Origin of the sequence: Bradyrhizobium sp. HKCCYLS3070 (assembly GCF_051167575.1) — a bacterium.
Taxonomy (GTDB): domain Bacteria; phylum Pseudomonadota; class Alphaproteobacteria; order Rhizobiales; family Xanthobacteraceae; genus Bradyrhizobium.
In genome coordinates this window covers 316,919-333,219 of record NZ_JBNPTI010000003.1, presented here as the reverse complement: position 1 = coordinate 333,219, position 16,301 = coordinate 316,919, and the positions used below count along the sequence as shown (strand labels likewise).

The window sequence follows — 16,301 nt, the reverse complement described above, 5'->3', positions numbered from 1 at the left end:
CAAGGTAAAGGGGGATGGCTAAGAACCGGTAAAGCCACGGAGGTGCGCGGTTTTGGCGCGTTCTCTCTCCACGGCGGCGGTCGGCTCCCCTCCCCGCAAGGGGGAGGGGGAGCGCACCGGTGGTGCTGCGAGACGCTGCCTTAAGTCACCCCCGCCGGTGGCGGCACGTTGGCCGCGTACCAGTCGCGGACTGGGTCGAGCGCCGCGTGCGCCAGCGACCGGTGGAGATAGTCCCAGATGCGAGGCTGGTGCTTGAGGTAGTGCGGCTTGCCGTCGCGGCGGTTGAGGCGGGCGAAGGTACCCAGCAGGCGGGTGTTGCGCTGGACGGACATGATCGCGTAGTGCGCGCCGAATTCGTCGGCGTCGAAGTCCGTCGACGCCGCTTGGCGTGCGGCGATGTAGCGCTCTCGGAGCGCCCGCTCGAGCTCTGCCGACACGTCGATCCGGGCGTCCTGCGCCAGGGAGACCACGTCGTAGGCCGGCGGTCCCATCACCGCGTCCTGGAAGTCGATCACGCCCACGCGGGCGATGCCTTCGCGCGCGGGCAGCCAGAGCAGGTTGGGCGAGTGGTAGTCGCGGATCACCCAGGTCGGCTTAGATGTGGGCTTGGCCGCGAGCGGCGCCTCCAGCAACTCGCGCCATATTTCCAGGAATTCGGCGCGTAGCACCTGCGACAGCTCCACGCCACGGTCGGGCAGGTACCATTCGAGCATCAGGCCGATCTCGATCAGCATGGCTTCGACGTCGAAGGTCGGGACCTCGTAGGTCACCTGCGGCGCCAGCGGCAGCACCGAGGGGACGTCCTGCGCGTGCAGCGCGGCCAACAGATCGGTCGCGGCCTCGTAGCGCTCCACGACCGGTCGTGGCGGGTCGCCCTCGATCACGCCCTCGCGTCCGAGATCCTCGGTGATGAGAAAGCCGTGGCCGAGATCGGCGTCGTTGATCTTCGGCGCCGAGATGCCGCGCCCGCGCAAGGCGGCGGCGATCGCGACGAATGGGCGGACGTCCTCGGCGAGATGCACGGCGCCGCTATAGGGCTTGCCGTTGTAGATCGCCGGGCCGTCGGGCCGCTTCGGCGAGTTCATCAGGATGGAGACGCGCTCGCCCTTGTGGAGCCGCGCATAGGAGCGGGTCGAGGCATCGCCGGCCATGCGCTCGCGGCGCGACTTGGCGTGCCCGGCCTCGGCGAGGAATTCGCGCAAGGCTTTCAGCCGTGCAACCACCGCGGCCGCCTTGCCGCTGCCGGTGATCTCGGCGCTGCGGGCGGTGTCGCCCTGCGATGGATCGTGGCGCAGCGCGATGTCGACGCGATCCAGCGGGAGAGTGCCGCCGGCGCGCTCCGGCCATTCGATCAGCACGACGGTCGCCTCCGGCAGCGGCGACAGGCCGATCTCCTCGAGCTCCGATGCGTCGCTGATGCGATAGAGATCGGCATGCACCAGCGGGAAGCTCGGCAGGTCGTAGCTCTGCGCCAGAGTGAAGGTCGGACTCGGCACCTCCAGCTCGTCGTCGCCGGCGAGATAGCGGATCATCGCCCGCGCCGCCGCCGTCTTGCCGGCGCCGAGATCGCCCGTGAGCGTGATCAGTGCACCCGGGCCGATCAGCAGCGCGAGATCGGCCATCAGGGCGGCGGTGGCGGTCTCGTCCGCCAGCGTGGTGGTGAATGTCAGCTGGTCCGTCATTCCGCGGCGTTGCGTTGCGCGACGTGGTCGGTCGGGAAGTCACAGGTGACCGTGGTGCCCTTGCCGACCACCGAATCCATCCGCACCCTGCCGCCATGCAGCTCGACGAAGGAGCGCACCAGCGACAGTCCGAGGCCGGCGCCGCGATGGCGCGAGCCCTGCGAATGGCTCTCGAACCATTCGAACACCTTGTCCTTCACCTCGGGCGGAATGCCGGGGCCGGAATCGGTGACCGCGAAGATGACGCTGTGGTCGGTGCGGCGGGCGCTGACGACGACGCTCGAATCCGGCGGCGAGAAGCCGACGGCATTGGCGAGCAGATTGTAGAGCACCTGCACGACGCGGCGCTCGTCGCCGACGAAGGAGCCGACATCAGGGTCCACCGCGATCGTCAATCGGATGCGATCCGTGGCAAGCCGGTCCTGCACGCCCTCGGCGGCGGCCTCGATCGCCTTGGCGGCGTCGACCGGCCCGAGCTCGAGCTTCATGGCGCCGGCATCGATGGTGGCGAGGTCGAGAATGTTGTTGGTCAGCGCCAGCAGCGCGTTGGTGGATTTGGTGACGTAGTCGAGATACTCGGCCTGCTTCGGCGTCAGCGGCCCGGTCGACGGATCGGACAGGAAATGCGCGAAGCCGATGATCGTCGTCAGCGGCGCGCGCAGCTCGTAGGACACGTGGTGGACGAAGTCGATCTTCATCTGGCCGGCGGCTTCGAGCGCCTCGTTGCTCTCGCGCAGGGCTCGCTCGACATTCTCGGTGTCGGTGATGTCCTGGAAGGTCAGCATGGTCGCGCCGTCGGGCAGCGGGCGGCTCATGCAGTCGAGCACGCTGCCGTCCTTGCGCTCGAGTTTCAGCGCAACGTCGAGCCGGTTCTCGATCGACGTGATCGCCTCGCGGATGGTGCGCCAGGCGACCGCATCGTCATAGAGCTGATGGCACCAGGATTCCACGGTGTCGATATGCGGATGCTCGCGCAACTGATCCGGCGACAGCCGCCACATCTTGGCGAAGGCCGGATTGAACAGCTCGACCCGGCCGTTCGAGCCGAACACCGCGACGCCCTCGGCAAGGCTGTCGAGGGTCTCGCGCTGGACCCGGATCAAGCCGTCGAAGCGGCGGGCAAGCGCGAAGCTCTCGGTGACGTCGTCGAACAGATAGGTGACGCCGCCTTCCGGATTCGGCGTGGTGACGACCGACAGCGCGCGGCCGTCGGGCAGGAACCAGGTGTCCTTGGCGGCCTCGACGGCGCGATAGGCCTCGTGAAGCTTGGCCTTCCAGGCCCGGAAGTCGGCCTGCTCGGGCAACTTGCGCGCGGCGCGAAGACGGTCGAGCACCGACGAGTCATCCGGCTGGCTGTCCAGGAAGGCGGGATCGAGACGCCACAGCCGGCGATAGGAGTCGTTGTAGAAGGCGAGCCGGCGCTGGCCGTCGAACACGGCTACGCCCGAGGACAACTGATCGAGCGTGCGCCGGTGTGCTTCCCGCATCCGCACCACGGCCGCGTCCAGGGCCGCCGCCTCGCTGGCGTCGATGGCGACGCCAGCGCTGCCGTTTCCCAGCATGAAGGCGCGCACGTCGTACATGCGGCGCTCGCCGCCGGTCACGATCGGCAGCCGGCCCTCGAAACGGCCGTTGGTGGCGAGCGCGCGCTGCAGGTCGATACGGTCGGCCGAGTCGAGCAGCTCGATGTTGCGGCCGATCGCGTCCGGCACGTCGCGGGCATCGGCGGCACGGGCATAGGCGGCGTTGACGTAAGCGAGAGCGCCATTGGCCTGCCGTGCCCAGATCGGCCACGGCAGCGCCGCTGCCAGCGCGCGCAGCGACTCCGTCTCCTCGCCGAGCGCCTTGAAGCGGAGCTGCGTCTCGGCGAGCTCGCGGCGCAGGCCGGACAATTCGCGGATGCGCACGATGGCCTGGCCGCCGATGGCGCGGCCCATCGCCTCGATCGCATGGCCGTGCGAGGTGGTGAGATTGAGCATGAAGCCTTCGCCCGCCTCGCGCAGCGCGTCGACGGCGCGGTCGAGCTGCAGCGCGGGCTCCGGCGGCAGCCAGGTTCCAAAGGCGAGAATGCGCTGCGGCTGATCCTGCGGCACCAGCATCGAGGTGTCGCCGGAGATCTGCGGACGGTGGCCGCCGGCCGGCCAGGCGATCAGGATCTGCGGCTCGGCGAACAGCAGCGCACGGTAGCGATCGGCCTGCAATTGCAGCCCGGCGACGTCGGCGCGCAGCCGCGCTTCCTTCCGGCCGGCCGCCAGACGCGTGCGCACCAGCGCGACCGCGGCGACGACGGAGAAGCCGAGCAGCGCCAGCATCGCCGTGACCTCGGCGATATCAGGACGGCTCAGCTCGAACAGCGTCGTGATCGCATCCGGCGGCACGCCATCGCCTGCGAAGCCCGGTGTCGCCGGCGCAAGCGCAGTCGCAGCGAGACCCATCAGGCCCTTGCGCGCAAGTGACGTGCATGACAGCAGCGTCTGACGCATCACCACGATCACGCCCGACATATTTGCCCCAAACCGCACGAAGTTCCGGGCGCCGATCGCGTCGACCGCGCCGTCTCACGAATCAATCAACCATAACCGCTTCGGGACTCCAGCGGTAAGAGTCCAGACCGTGAACGATGGTTGCGCCTGAGGAAAATGCGTCCGCCGATCGACTCTTTCGAGTCGGAACAGTGGCAAGCCCGTAGTTCAACGGCCCGTCGACCCGAAGCCGCCGCTGCCGCGCGCGGTCGTCGTCAAGGTTGTCGCGAGGCTGAGCTCGGCGCGCGCGACGGCGGCGATCACCATCTGCGCGATGCGCTCGCCGCGGCGGATCGTAAACGGTTCCTTGCCGTGGTTGATCAGCAGCACGCAGATCTCGCCGCGGTAGTCCGCGTCCACCGTGCCCGGTGAGTTCAGCACTGTGACGCCGTGCCGCGCAGCGAGCCCCGAACGCGGCCGCACCTGGGCCTCGTAGCCGTCGGGCAGCGCGATCGACAGTCCCGTTGGCACCATCGCATGGCTGCCTGACGCAAGGACGAGCGGCGCATCGGGCGGAACCGCGGCGAGCAGATCGAGCCCCGCGGCATGTGCGGTCTGATAGGCCGGCAGCGGCAGGCCCTCGCCATGCGGCAGGATCTGCACGTCGATCGCGATCGTCTGTGTCACGCAACGGGTCCCATGGTTCTGGCGATCTCGGCGACGAGCGCAGTCGCGACCTCGTCCTTGGTCATGATCGGCCAGGACGCGACATGGACGCCATCGGCGTCCTTCGTCAAGAGATGTACGGTGTTGCGGTCGCCGCCCATCACACCGGTCGCGGCCGAGACGTCGTTGGCGACGATCCAGTCGCAGCCCTTGCGGGCGAACTTTGCCTTCGCGTTGTCGATCAGGTGCTCGGTCTCGGCGGCGAAGCCGATGACGAGACCAGGCCGCTTCTCCTTCAGCTTCGAGATCGTGGCGAGGATGTCGGGGTTCTCGACCAGCGTCAGCGGCGGGATCGCCTTGTCCGTCTTCTTCAGCTTCTGGCCGCCCTCATTGGCGACGCGCCAGTCGGCCACCGCCGCGGCGAAGATCGCGACGTCGGCGGGCAGCTCGGCCTCGACGGCGTCGAGCATCTGCCGCGCCGATTCGACGTGGGTGACGCTGACGCCCTTGGGGTCGGCGAGCTCCACCGGTCCTGCGATCAGCCGCACGTCGGCGCCGGCGGCCTGCGCGGCGGCGGCGATCGCAAAGCCCTGCTTGCCGGAGGAGCGGTTGGCGATGTAGCGCACCGGGTCGATCGGCTCGTGGGTCGGGCCCGCGGTGATCAGCACGCGGCGGCCGGCGAGCGGGCGCGGCACAGGCGGCTTGAGCATGGCGACGACGGCGTCCGCAATCTCGGTCGGCTCGGCCATGCGGCCGACACCGGCCTCGCCCTTCTCCGCCATCTCGCCGGCGTTCGGCCCGATCATCTGGACGCCGTCGCGCTGCAGGGTCGCGGCGTTGCGGCGCGTCGCCGGATTGCTCCACATCATCGGGTTCATCGCCGGCGCCAGCAGGATCGGCCGGCTCGCCGCGAGCAGGATGGCGCTGGCGAGGTCGTCGGCGGCGCCGTGCGCCATCTTCGACATCAGGTCGGCGGTCGCCGGTGCCACCACGATGAGATCGCAGTCGCGCGCGAGCCGGATGTGGCCGACGTCGAACTCGCTGCGCGCGTCGAACAGATCGGTGAAGACACGATCTCCCGACAGCGCCGATGCGGCGAGCTCGGTCACGAATTGCGTCGCCGCCTTGGTCAGCACGCAGCGGACGTGGATGTGGCGCTCCTTGAGCCGCCGGATCAGGTCGAGCGATTTGTAGGCGGCGATGCCGCCGCCGATGATCAGGGTGACGCGAGCCTCGCGCGCCTGGCCGGGCTGGGGGACGAGCGGAGCGGACAGGTTGGCTGGAGCAGGCGGCGCCATCGGCGGCTCGGATGGATCGGCGGGCTCGATCAGCGCGCGCAGGATGACCCGGACTTCCTCTTCGACGGAGCGCCCGTTCTGCGCCGAGCGCAGTCGCAGATAAGTCTTGAGAGAGTCGTCCAGCTTGCGGATGGTCAGGCTCGCCATGACCGCCTCCCCAGCATTGCCCTTGTGAAGGCAATGCTAGCAGAAAATGACAGCAGTGCAATCAGAGGAAGGTGGGCAAAGCGGCCGCCATGGGCGGCAGCGCTGCGCCTTTGCCCAGGCTGCGAGTCTAAAGCCTGAGCACCGCGAACAGAATGCCGATGAAGGTCAGCGCGATGACCCACAGCGCGATGGCGCGCCAGCGGCTCTTCTTGCCTTCGGTGCGGCCCATGGCGGCGATGGTTTCCGGCGACAGGCGCAGGCCGTCGCGGGTCATGGTCTCCATGTGCTCCAGCACGGCGGCGGCGCGGGCGGCGAGCACGGGCAGGGTCGCGCTGAGCCGGACCAGGTCGCCGACGCCGGACACGGCGCCTTCGATGCGGCCGAGCGGGCCGAGATTGCGCTCGATCCATTCGCGCACCACGGGATCGGCGACCTTCCAGATGTCGAGCTTGGGATCGAAGCCGCGCGCGACGCCCTCGACCACCACCATGGTCTTCTGCAGCAGGATCAGCTCCGGCCGGGTGCGCATGTCGAACAGGCCGGTGACCTCGAGCAGCAGGGTCAGCAGCTTGGCCATCGAGATTTCTTCGGCCGTGCGGTTGTGGATCGGCTCGCCGATGGCGCGGATGGCCTGGGCGAAATTCTCCACCGAATGATGCGGCGGCACGTAGCCGGCCTCGAAATGCACTTCGGCGACGCGGCGATAGTCGCGGGTGATGAAGCCGAGCAGGATCTCGGCGAGGAAGCGCCGCTCCTTCATGCCGAGCCGGCCCATGATGCCGAAATCCACCGCGACCAGCCGTCCCTGCTGGTCCAGGAACAGGTTGCCCGGGTGCATGTCGGCGTGGAAGAAGCCGTCGCGCAGCGCGTGGCGGAGAAAGCTCTGGATCACCTTGCGACCGACGTCGGGCAGATCGACATTGGCCTCCGCGAGCCGGGCGTGATCGTTCAGCGCGATGCCGTCGATCCACTCCATCGTCAGCACGGTGTTGGCGGTGCGATCCCAGTCGACCGTGGGTACGCGGAAGTCCGGATCGTCCTTGATGTTTTCCGCCATCTCGGAGAGCGCAGCGGCCTCCAGGCGAAGGTCCATCTCCATCGCGACCGAGCGCGACATCGTGTTGATGACCTCGACCAGCCGCAGCCGCCGCGCCTCCGACGAATGCGCCTCGGCCTTTTCGGCGACGAAGAAGAAATCGGAGAGGTCGCGACGGAAGCGCGAGGCGACGTTCGGCCGAAGCACCTTCACCGCGACTGGACGACGAATGCCGTCGCGCTCGACCTCGCCGCGATGCACCTGCGCGATCGAGGCGGCGGCGACCGGAGGACCGAGATGCGTGAACAGCTGGCTGATCGGGCGCTCGAGCGCGGTGGCGATGACCGCCTCGGCCTCGGCCTGCGGGAATGGCGGCAGCCGGTCCTGCAGCGATTCGAGGTCGCGCGCCATGATGACGCCGACGACGTCGGGCCGCGTCGCCAGGAACTGGCCGAGCTTGAGATAGGCCGGGCCCATGCGCTCGAGCGCCCGCGACAATCTTGGCCCGGACTTGGCGCCGGGGCGCTCGACGAGGCGCGCCAGCTTCAGCGCGAGCTGGCCCGGCGGTGGCGCCAGGCTCGGATCGACGGCGCCGAACACGCCCTCGCGCGCGAACACGAAGGCGGCCCGGGCGAGCCGCGTAATGTGGGTGAGTGCGGAGATCACAAACGCCAGCCGGAATGAAGCGCGACGATGCCGCCGGAGAGAGTCTGCCAGGACACGCGGGAGAAGCCGGCCGCCGAGATCATCTCGGCGAAGGCGCTGGGGCGCGGAAACTGGCGGATCGATTCGACGAGGTAGCGGTAGGACTCGGCATCGCCGGTGACGGCGCGGCCGAGCTGCGGGATCACATTGAAGGAGAACAGGTCGTAGAGCTTGTCGAGCCCTGGCATCTCGACGGTGGAGAACTCCAGGCACAGGAAGCGGCCGCCATGCTTGAGCACGCGGAAGGCCTCGGCGAGCGCGAGCTCGATCTGCGGCACGTTGCGGATGCCGAAGGCGATCGTATAGGCGTCAAAGGAGCGGTCGGGAAAAGCGAGCTTTTCGGCATTGCCCTCGACGAACGAGACCTTGTCGTCGAGATATTGCTTCAGCGCCCGCTGGCGCCCGACCTCGAGCATGTCGCTGTTGATGTCGCACACGGTGGCATGGAAGCCGGCGCCGGCCTTCCTGGCGGCGCGGAAGGAGATGTCACCGGTGCCGCCGGCCACGTCGAGCAGCGCAAACGGCGCATCGCTCTTCGGCGGGTTCAGCGTGTTGATCATGATGTCCTTCCAGACGCGGTGCAGTCCGCCCGACATCAGGTCGTTCATCAGGTCGTAGCGCTGTGCCACGCTGTGAAACACGTCGTTCACCAGCGTCTGCTTCTCGCCCAGAGGCACGTCCCTGAAGCCGAAATGAGTGGTTTGGTCCGGCTGATCCATCACCCTTACTCCGATACGGCACCATAGCGCTGATGCGGCCAAGGCGCTATCACGTCAGCCGGACAAGGTGAATGGTTGCGGATGCAAAAGGTGAAATGAGCCGGCATGCCTGAGCTGCCCGAAGTCGAGACCGTCCGGCGCGGGCTGCAGCCCGTCATGGAAGGCGCCGTCATCGTCAAGGCCGAGGCCCGGCGCGGCGATCTCAGGTTTCCGTTCCAGCCCGATTTTGCGAAGCGCCTGCAGGGCCAGACCGTCAGGGGACTCGGCCGGCGCGCCAAATATCTGCTGGCCGACCTTGGCTCCGGCGACGTGCTGCTGATGCATCTGGGCATGTCCGGCTCGTTCCGGGTGATCAAGCCGGAGCACGAGGAGACGCCGGGCGAGTTTCACTATCCGCGCGGCAAGGACAGCGTGCACGACCATGTCGTGTTTCACATGTCGTCTGGCGCCGACATCGTGTTCAACGATCCGCGCCGCTTCGGCTTCATGAAGATCATCGGCCGCGGCGAGATCGAGACCGAGCCGCATCTGAAGGATCTCGGGCCCGAGCCGCTCGGCAACGAATTCGATGCCGCCATGCTGGCGCGCGCCTGTGCCGGCAAGAAGACCAGCCTCAAGGCGGCGCTGCTCGACCAGCGCGTCGTCGCCGGGCTCGGCAACATCTATGTCTGCGAGGCGCTGTTCCGCGCCCATCTGTCGCCGCGACGGCTGGCGGCAACGCTGGCAACGAAGAAGGGCGAGCCCACGGATCACGCCAGGCGTCTGGTGGAAGCGATCCACGCCGTGCTCAACGAGGCCATCCGCGCCGGCGGCTCGTCGCTGCGCGATCACCGCCAGACATCAGGCGAACTCGGCTATTTCCAGCACTCGTTCCAGGTCTATGACCGCGAGGGCGAGCCGTGCCGGACGGATGGCTGCGAGGGCGTGGTGAAGCGTTTCGTGCAGAACGGGCGGTCGACGTTCTGGTGCCCGAAGTGCCAGAAGTGATGCAGCGGCCGACGAGCCGGCATGGCCGGCTTGCCCCAGTCTGCTTGTGACGGACGGGGGTGGGGGTATACTGCCGCCATGGCTGTCAGCTCGCCCGATCTGAAAGCATTCCTGCTCGCGACGCCGTTCTTCGGCGGCCTGCCCAATGCGAGCCTCGATCTGCTGGTCTCGATGCTGGTCGCGCGTGAGTTCGAGAGCGGCGCCGTGGTCGTCGCCGAAGGCGAGGCGGGTCGTTCGATGTTCGTCGTGCACAGCGGCACGCTGGAGGTGAGCGAGCGCCTGGAGACGGGCGTTGCGATCCATATGTCGCGTCTCGAGCCCGGCGATTTCTTCGGCGAGATGACCCTGCTCGACATGCAGAACAGATCGGCCACCGTCGTCGCGGAAGCGCCGACCGTATTGTACGAGCTGACGGCGCAAAAGCTGTATGCCTTCTACAAGGCTGACATCCACGCCTATGTGATCGTGCTGCAGAACATCAATCGCGAGCTATGCCGCCGCCTGCGTCGCGCCGATGCGCGGATCAAGCAGCTGGAGATGCGCGAGGCTGGAGAGCGCTAGGCCCGGTTGGATTCGGTGGACTCGATCCCGCGGTCGGTGATGTTTCCCTCGCTCCGCTTGCGGGGCGAGGGAGCGCACCGCATTTGCGGTAGCTCGTATCCGATGACGACCACAGCCCGCCTTTACAGCCCCGCCTTCCAGTTGATGCCATTGTCGGCCCAGGTCGGGTAGGCCCGCGTCACCGGCAGCTTCGCTTCCTCGGCGGGCGGCGTCAGCATGATCGGGAATTCGACCTCGGCGTGCTCGCTCGCGTCCTTCAGCTCGCCAGCGTCATGCATGACGTGGTCGCCGGCGAGCTTGCCCGCGGTCCAGCGCCACAGGCTGCGAATCTCCTGCGCCGACTTGCCGGCCGCATCGAATTCGCTGACGCCGAGACCGGCGGCGAGCGCGTCCTGGTGGTCGTTGCGCATCATGATGAAGGGCTGCGCCAGCACTTCTGCGATGTCGCGCGGCGCGTCGGCGTCGAGTGCAGTCGTCGCATCGGTGACGCGATGGCCGCCGCGGATCGGGGCCTGGTTGAGCACGAAGGCAAACGGCTTGCGCCAGGCGCGCACGACGCTCAAGGTCGGTGCCGTCGCTTCGATGTCGGCGACGCTCGGACGCGCCGGAATGAGGCACAGATCGCAGTGGCGGATCGCGGCCGTTGTGGATGCCGTGATGCCGGCCCCGGTGTCGATCACGCAGAGGGTGACGCCGTCGCGGGCCAGCGCTTCGAGGCGAGGCTCGATCGTCTTGGCATCGTAGACGGCTTCGACGATCGGCTCGCTCGCGGCGCGGCGCGCCTGCCATTTGGTCAGCGTGCCCTGACGGTCGGTCTCGATCACGCGCACCTTGTGGCCGGCCTGCTGGGCCGCCACGGCCAGACCAATCGCCAGCGTGCTCTTGCCGCTGCCGCCCTTCTGCGTGGCCAAAACGATCGTGTACATCGGGAGACAGTCCTTCGGATGTTGACGGAACTTATGAGAACGCCAAAGCTGAGCGCATCGCGATCGCGGTGCAGAGCTATTCTCGCTCAGGACAGTCCCGGCCCGATCCAACTCATGAAGAGCGATCGCGGTGGTCCGAATCAGCACGCCGACAAAACTGTTCGAACTATTTCACGCTCGGCCTGTGCCTGCACAGACCGGTTGACTACGGCGGGAGCCGTTCCGAGTTGATAGCAAGGTGCTAGGAAGTTGAGTGGCAGCGAGCCGCGGGCGAGCGATCGGCATCGCCGAGCATCATCCCATGCAGTCGCGATGCTGCACGTCCGATCCCCGCCGGCCGCCGTTGGGCCCTTAATTTTTTCTAAAACGACATGCTTAACATTGCGTAAACGCCGCCGCGCCGCAGGGCGCGGCGGCATGATCGCGATGCCGGACCGGTTTGGCGCAGGCGCTACTTCCGCACGCAGATCACGCGCACCGTCGCCGCCTTGGCGTCGAGCGAGGTTCCGTCGGGCTTGACGCCATGCGTGGCGAGAAAGGCGCGCGTCGCATCGGCGCTGACCATCACGACCTGCGTCGATGGGATCAGCGCCGTGCCGGCGAGGACGCCGGGCTTGAGCAAGGTGACGCCGGCGAACTTGCCGTCGCCGTCGAGCGCCGCCGCTCCGGAAAAGCCGAGCCCGGGCGCCGGCGCCAGCGAGGCGTCGCCGGCGCCATTGCCGGCGAGCTGCGCCTTGACGGTGCTGATCGCGGCACCGCCGCCCTGGCTCTGCGGATCGGCGATGCCGACGATGTCGACCGACGATTTCGCACTGCCGCCCGACAGCGCCAGCGGCTTCAGGCCGCGCGCGCCGTAGATGCGCAGCAGCGCCAGGCCGCGCTCCTTGTCCTCGGCCACGCGCTCGGCATGGCCGAAACCGGGAATGGTGATCGCCACGCAGGCATCGGTCACCTCGCGATCGGCGATGATGGCGCCGTCCTGGGTAGCGATGATGCCGGTGCCGTAATCGACGCGGCGCCGTGGCGCGGGCTGCGCGGCCAATGTCGACGGAAACGCGGTGAAAGCGCTCGACATCGCGATCACGACCGGCTCGACCGTGTTCTCGGTGGCCTGATCGTAGAGGATGGTCAGGATACGCACCTCGTCGCCCCGAAAGGTGCCGCGGATGTAGAACTTCTTCAGGTTCTGCAGGCCCGAGAGCACGAAGAAGTCGGGCTTCACCACGCTGTAGTCGACGGTGCGGCCGGGCTCCTTCTTCTCGCGGTCGGCGAGCGCCGCGGTGGTCGGGTTCGCCTCCTTGCGGCGTGACAGCACGACCTGCACGGTGCCGGTGGGCGAGGTCCATTTCGAGCCGGTGCCGTCGCTGGTCTGTTGCGGCACCAGCTTTGCGGGAATGCCGAGCCGTGCGCCGCTGACCGGCTCGGTCACGAGCTTCCAGCCGACGCCCTCCTGCTTGCGGCGCGCGGTGTCGGCGAGCACGGCGCGCTCCTGCGGGTTCAGCACGCCGGTCGGCTTGCCGCCGACGAGCTTCTGGTATTCCTTGATCGCGTTGACCATGCGCTCGCTGACGTCGCCGGTGATCGCGCCATTGTACTGGCCGACCCAGGCGAGATCGGATTGCAGCGCGAGCCGCTCGGCCTGGCTCATCGCATTGGCGGTGTCGGCGGGAGCCTGCACGCCCGGGCGCGCCGGCTGGGTCGCGACGGGCTTGGGCTTGGCGCCCGGCGACGCGCCCTGCGGCGTCTGTGCCTGCGCCGACGCGCATGCGGCGATCCCGCAGATGAAGGTTGCCGTGGCCAGCCGTCTCATGACAAATCCCGATGCTCTTGCCGCGCCGCTAAATAAGCACATCTGCTTGGTCGGTCACAATCCGGCGAGGGTTCAGTGCGGAGATCCGCCGTCTTCGCCATGGGCCGGCAATGGGCTGACAGCGGTGCGGCAGCGGAAGGGCGTGGTGGAACGATGCTGAGCGACGAAGAAGTGGAGCGCTATGCCCGTCACATCGTGCTGCGCGATGTCGGTGGTCCCGGTCAGGCGGCGCTGAAGCGCGCTGCGGTGCTGGTGGTCGGCGCAGGCGGCCTCGGCGCACCGGCGCTGATGTATCTCGCCGCGGCTGGCGTCGGCACGATCGGCGTGGTCGACGACGACGTCGTGTCGCTGTCGAATCTGCAGCGCCAGGTCATCCATGCGACCCCCGACATCGGCAGACCCAAAGTCGAGAGCGCTGCCGAGCGCATCAACGCGCTCAATCCGCATGTGAGCGTCATGGCGCATCGGACCTGGCTCAATGCCGACAACGCCCTCGATCTGATCGGCGCTTATGATCTCGTGCTCGACGGCTCCGACAATTTCGACACCCGCTATCTCGTCTCCGATGCCTGCTTTCTGGCCGAGAAGCCGCTGATCACCGGCGCGCTCGGCACCTTCGATGCGTCGCTGACGACGATCCGCGCGCATGAGCGGAATGAGAAGGGCCAGTTTAATCCGACCTATCGCTGCCTGTTCCCCGAGCCGCCGCCGCCCGGCACGGTGCCCGCCTGCGCCGAAGCCGGCGTCATGGGTGCGCTCGCCGGCATGCTCGGCTCGATGATGGCGCTGGAGGCGATCCGCGAGATCGTCGGCTTCGGCGAGGGGCTGGTGGGACGGCTCTTGATGCTGGATGCGCGCACGATGCGGTTCGAGACCCTGCGCTATGGGCGCGATCCGACGAATCCGCTGAACGGTGATGGACCTGTCATTGCGGACTTGAGCGCGCATCGGAAGTGACGGCCGCTTGAGTCGAGAGGCGCGCCACAAATTCACTGTCGTCCCGGACAAGCCCGGCGACGCAACGCGTCGTCGGGCGCCGATCCGGGACCATACTCCGTGTATGCAATGAGGCGCGCGGAACGGGTCATCTGCCTGTTCCAGACATCACGCGGTATGGGTCCCCGCGTTCGCGGGGACGACACCGAGTTTGTTGCGCGACCTGGACTCGCATGACGCTCAGCCCGGCTGACCGCGCTCGCTGTCCATATGCACCAACTGCGCCTCCGGATAGCGCTCTCCGGCGGCGACACCAATCGGGAACGCCTTGTCCAGCGCGGCGAGTTGGATCTCGGTGAGCTTGACGCAGAGCGCGCCGAGCGCCTCGTCGAGACGGTCGCGGCGGCGGGCGCCGACCAGCGGGACGATGTCGTTGCCCTGCGCGGCCACCCAGGCGATCGCGACTTGCGCCGGCGTGGCGCCGACCTCGCCTGCCAGGCTGCGCAGCGTGTCGACCAGGCTGAGATTGCGATCGAGATTGTCGCCACTGAAGCGCGGCGAATGGCCACGGAAGTCGGCAGCGTTGGCGCGGTCCTTCGACCAGTGCCCGCTGATCAGCCCGCGCGACAGCACGCCATAGGCGGTGATGCCGATGCCGAGTTCGCGGCAGGTCTGCAGGATGTCGCTCTCGATGCCGCGCGAGATCAGCGAATATTCGATTTGCAGATCCGAGATCGGGTGCACCTTGTGCGCCCGGCGAATCGTCTCTGAACCGACCTCCGACAACCCGATATGCCTGATGTAGCCGGCCTGTTTCAGCTCGGCCATCGCGCCGATCGTGTCCTCGATCGGCACCTTGGGATCGAGCCGCGCCGGGCGGTAGATGTCGATGGCGTCGACGCCGAGCCGCTGCAGCGAATAGGACAGGAAGGTGCTGATGGCCTCGGGCCGGCTGTCATAGCCGAGCCAGCTCCTGTCGGGGCCGCGCAGCGCGCCGAATTTTACCGAGATCCGGACGTTGCGCGGACCTGCGGACGCCAGCGCCTCGCGGATCAGCATCTCGTTGTGGCCCATCCCGTAGAAGTCGCCGGTGTCGAGCAGCGTGATGCCGGCGTCGAGCGCGGCGTGGATGGTGGCGATGCTCTCGGACCGGTCGGTGGGGCCGTAGAAGTCCGACATGCCCATGCAGCCTAGTCCGATGACCGAAACGTCGGGGCCGGTCGAGCCGAGTTGGCGGGTTTGCATGATCAATCTCCTCTTGCTGGCGCAGGCGGCCTGCTGGCCCGCCCGGACAACGCGGATATCGGCGCATTTCCTCGGTTCGATAAGCTGGACAATTTCGAATGGACTGTTCAACATATCGAACAATGAGCGAGCCGGACCTCCGTGATCTTCAAGCCTTCGCTGCCGTGGCTCGCAGCGGCAATTTCCGCCGGGCTGCGCGCGAGCAGGGCCTCGCGGCATCCAGCCTCAGCCAGCGGCTCAAGGAGCTGGAGCAGCGGCTCGGCGCCCGGCTGCTCAACCGGACCACGCGAAGCGTCGGCCTGACGCAGGCCGGCGAGGCGCTGCTGGCACGGCTCGAGCCGGCGCTGTGCGAGATCGAAGCGGCGATCCATCAGGTGCGCGGCCAGCAGCAGGTCGCGGCGGGGCGCCTGCGCATCAATGCGCCGCCGCCCGCGGTCGATCTGGTGCTGGCGCCGATGGTCGCGCCGTTCCTTCAGGCCTATCCGCTGATCGAGCTCGAGATCGTCGCCGACAGCGGCTTCGTCGACATCGTGCAGGCCGGGTTCGATGCCGGCGTGCGCTATGGCGAGCACCTGGCGCAGGACATGATCGCCGTGCCGCTCGGCGAAACGCAGCGCTACGCCATCGTCGCCTCACCGCACTATGTGGCGCAGCATGGCCGTCCCGCGCATCCGCGCGACCTGCTGCAGCATGGCTGCATTCGCACGCGCTTCTCGTCCGGTGCGATGCTGGATTGGGAGTTCGAGAAGGACGGGCAGGTGATCAGGATCGCGCCGCCGGCCCGGCTGATCGCGGTCCAGCTCGGTCTGGCCTTCCGTGCCGCCTGCGACGGGGTCGGCTACTGGGCGACATTCGAGGGACATGTGCGCGATGCGCTGGCGGCAGGCCGCCTCGTCAGCGTGCTGGACGACTGGTGCCCGCCGTTCCCCGGACCGTATCTATATTACCCGAGCCGCCGGCAACCGCCGCCGGCGCTGGCGGCGTTCGTCGCGTTCGTCGGGGAGGGGCGGAAGCGCGCGGGCGCCCCGCACCCAGCTGCCGTCCCGGCCTTGAGCCGAGACCCATAACCACCAGCGTGAACGAGACGATGACGACCAGCGATGTCCCACGCGGGCATTACG

General features: G+C 67.9%; 13 protein-coding genes. 4 read left to right on the top strand and 9 right to left on the bottom strand.

Annotated elements, in window-relative coordinates; all coding sequences use genetic code 11:
* Nucleotides 1-140: 140 nt before the first annotated feature.
* The 6 genes from tsaE to ubiE form a co-directional block, all read right to left on the bottom strand.
* Nucleotides 141-1,682 (bottom strand): tRNA (adenosine(37)-N6)-threonylcarbamoyltransferase complex ATPase subunit type 1 TsaE, encoded by a 1,542-nt coding sequence (gene tsaE / locus ACQR03_RS14005; RefSeq protein ID WP_434841478.1) that lies wholly within the window; start codon nt 1,680-1,682, stop codon nt 141-143.
* Nucleotides 1,679-4,186: a sensor histidine kinase gene (locus ACQR03_RS14000; RefSeq protein WP_315751764.1), complete on the bottom strand. Its 2,508-nt coding sequence runs from the start codon at nt 4,184-4,186 to the stop codon at nt 1,679-1,681. Before ACQR03_RS14000 ends, tsaE begins: the two co-directional genes overlap by 4 nt.
* A 186-nt stretch (nt 4,187-4,372) precedes the next feature.
* Nucleotides 4,373-4,831: a dUTP diphosphatase gene (dut, locus tag ACQR03_RS13995; protein ID WP_315751765.1), complete on the bottom strand. Its 459-nt coding sequence runs from the start codon at nt 4,829-4,831 to the stop codon at nt 4,373-4,375.
* Nucleotides 4,828-6,255, bottom strand: a complete 1,428-nt coding sequence (gene coaBC / locus ACQR03_RS13990; RefSeq protein WP_315751766.1) for a bifunctional phosphopantothenoylcysteine decarboxylase/phosphopantothenate--cysteine ligase CoaBC — start codon at nt 6,253-6,255, stop codon at nt 4,828-4,830. Before coaBC ends, dut begins: the two co-directional genes overlap by 4 nt.
* Before the next feature lie 127 nt (nt 6,256-6,382).
* Nucleotides 6,383-7,957, bottom strand: coding sequence for a 2-polyprenylphenol 6-hydroxylase (gene ubiB, locus ACQR03_RS13985; RefSeq protein WP_315716904.1), 1,575 nt, complete (start codon nt 7,955-7,957; stop codon nt 6,383-6,385).
* Nucleotides 7,954-8,715, bottom strand: coding sequence for a bifunctional demethylmenaquinone methyltransferase/2-methoxy-6-polyprenyl-1,4-benzoquinol methylase UbiE (gene ubiE / locus ACQR03_RS13980; protein ID WP_315716905.1), 762 nt, complete (start codon nt 8,713-8,715; stop codon nt 7,954-7,956). Before ubiE ends, ubiB begins: the two co-directional genes overlap by 4 nt.
* 105 nt (nt 8,716-8,820) lie before the next feature.
* On the opposite strand from ubiE, the gene mutM reads away from it, so the two are divergent.
* Together mutM and ACQR03_RS13970 are read left to right on the top strand one after the other, a co-directional pair.
* Nucleotides 8,821-9,702, top strand: a complete 882-nt coding sequence (gene mutM, locus ACQR03_RS13975; RefSeq protein WP_315825657.1) for a bifunctional DNA-formamidopyrimidine glycosylase/DNA-(apurinic or apyrimidinic site) lyase — start codon at nt 8,821-8,823, stop codon at nt 9,700-9,702.
* A 78-nt stretch (nt 9,703-9,780) separates the two neighbouring features.
* Nucleotides 9,781-10,263: a Crp/Fnr family transcriptional regulator gene (locus tag ACQR03_RS13970; RefSeq protein ID WP_315825656.1), complete on the top strand. Its 483-nt coding sequence runs from the start codon at nt 9,781-9,783 to the stop codon at nt 10,261-10,263.
* Between the two features lie 122 nt (nt 10,264-10,385).
* Here the strand turns inward: ACQR03_RS13970 and ACQR03_RS13965 are convergent, their stop codons facing one another.
* Both ACQR03_RS13965 and ACQR03_RS13960 read right to left on the bottom strand, forming a co-directional pair.
* A complete protein-coding gene (locus tag ACQR03_RS13965; RefSeq protein WP_315751768.1) occupies nt 10,386-11,189 on the bottom strand; it encodes a ParA family protein in 804 nt (267 codons plus the stop codon).
* Between the two features lie 451 nt (nt 11,190-11,640).
* The gene (locus ACQR03_RS13960) at nt 11,641-12,999 is read right to left on the bottom strand and encodes a peptidoglycan-binding protein (RefSeq protein ID WP_315751769.1); all 1,359 of its coding nucleotides are present in this window, start codon (nt 12,997-12,999) and stop codon (nt 11,641-11,643) included.
* A gap of 153 nt (nt 13,000-13,152) precedes the next feature.
* Here ACQR03_RS13960 and ACQR03_RS13955 point away from each other — a divergent pair, with 153 nt between their 5' ends.
* Nucleotides 13,153-13,956: a HesA/MoeB/ThiF family protein gene (locus tag ACQR03_RS13955; protein ID WP_315751770.1), complete on the top strand. Its 804-nt coding sequence runs from the start codon at nt 13,153-13,155 to the stop codon at nt 13,954-13,956.
* Nucleotides 13,957-14,175: 219 nt separating this feature from the next.
* On the opposite strand, the gene ACQR03_RS13950 is transcribed toward ACQR03_RS13955, so the two are convergent.
* On the bottom strand, nt 14,176-15,180 hold the full coding sequence (locus ACQR03_RS13950; RefSeq protein WP_315751771.1) for an aldo/keto reductase: 1,005 nt from the start codon (nt 15,178-15,180) through the stop codon (nt 14,176-14,178).
* Nucleotides 15,181-15,302: 122 nt separating this feature from the next.
* Between ACQR03_RS13950 and ACQR03_RS13945 the strand changes: the two genes are divergently transcribed.
* Nucleotides 15,303-16,247: a LysR family transcriptional regulator gene (locus ACQR03_RS13945; RefSeq protein WP_315751772.1), complete on the top strand. Its 945-nt coding sequence runs from the start codon at nt 15,303-15,305 to the stop codon at nt 16,245-16,247.
* Nucleotides 16,248-16,301 lie beyond the last annotated feature (54 nt).

Bases quoted from the DNA above. Each gene is read 5' to 3' on its own strand.
- ACQR03_RS13970 (WP_315825656.1), top strand. From the start codon at position 9,781: ATGGCTGTCAGCTCGCCCGATCTGAAAGCATTCCTGCTCGCGACGCCG.
- ubiE (WP_315716905.1), bottom strand. From the start codon at position 8,715: ATGGATCAGCCGGACCAAACCACTCATTTCGGCTTCAGGGACGTGCCT.
- tsaE (WP_434841478.1), bottom strand. From the start codon at position 1,682: ATGACGGACCAGCTGACATTCACCACCACGCTGGCGGACGAGACCGCC.
- ACQR03_RS13965 (WP_315751768.1), bottom strand. From the start codon at position 11,189: ATGTACACGATCGTTTTGGCCACGCAGAAGGGCGGCAGCGGCAAGAGC.
- ACQR03_RS13950 (WP_315751771.1), bottom strand. From the start codon at position 15,180: ATGCAAACCCGCCAACTCGGCTCGACCGGCCCCGACGTTTCGGTCATC.
- ACQR03_RS13960 (WP_315751769.1), bottom strand. From the start codon at position 12,999: ATGAGACGGCTGGCCACGGCAACCTTCATCTGCGGGATCGCCGCATGC.
- ACQR03_RS13945 (WP_315751772.1), top strand. From the start codon at position 15,303: ATGAGCGAGCCGGACCTCCGTGATCTTCAAGCCTTCGCTGCCGTGGCT.
- ACQR03_RS13955 (WP_315751770.1), top strand. From the start codon at position 13,153: ATGCTGAGCGACGAAGAAGTGGAGCGCTATGCCCGTCACATCGTGCTG.
- coaBC (WP_315751766.1), bottom strand. From the start codon at position 6,255: ATGGCGAGCCTGACCATCCGCAAGCTGGACGACTCTCTCAAGACTTAT.
- ACQR03_RS14000 (WP_315751764.1), bottom strand. From the start codon at position 4,186: ATGTCGGGCGTGATCGTGGTGATGCGTCAGACGCTGCTGTCATGCACG.
- mutM (WP_315825657.1), top strand. From the start codon at position 8,821: ATGCCTGAGCTGCCCGAAGTCGAGACCGTCCGGCGCGGGCTGCAGCCC.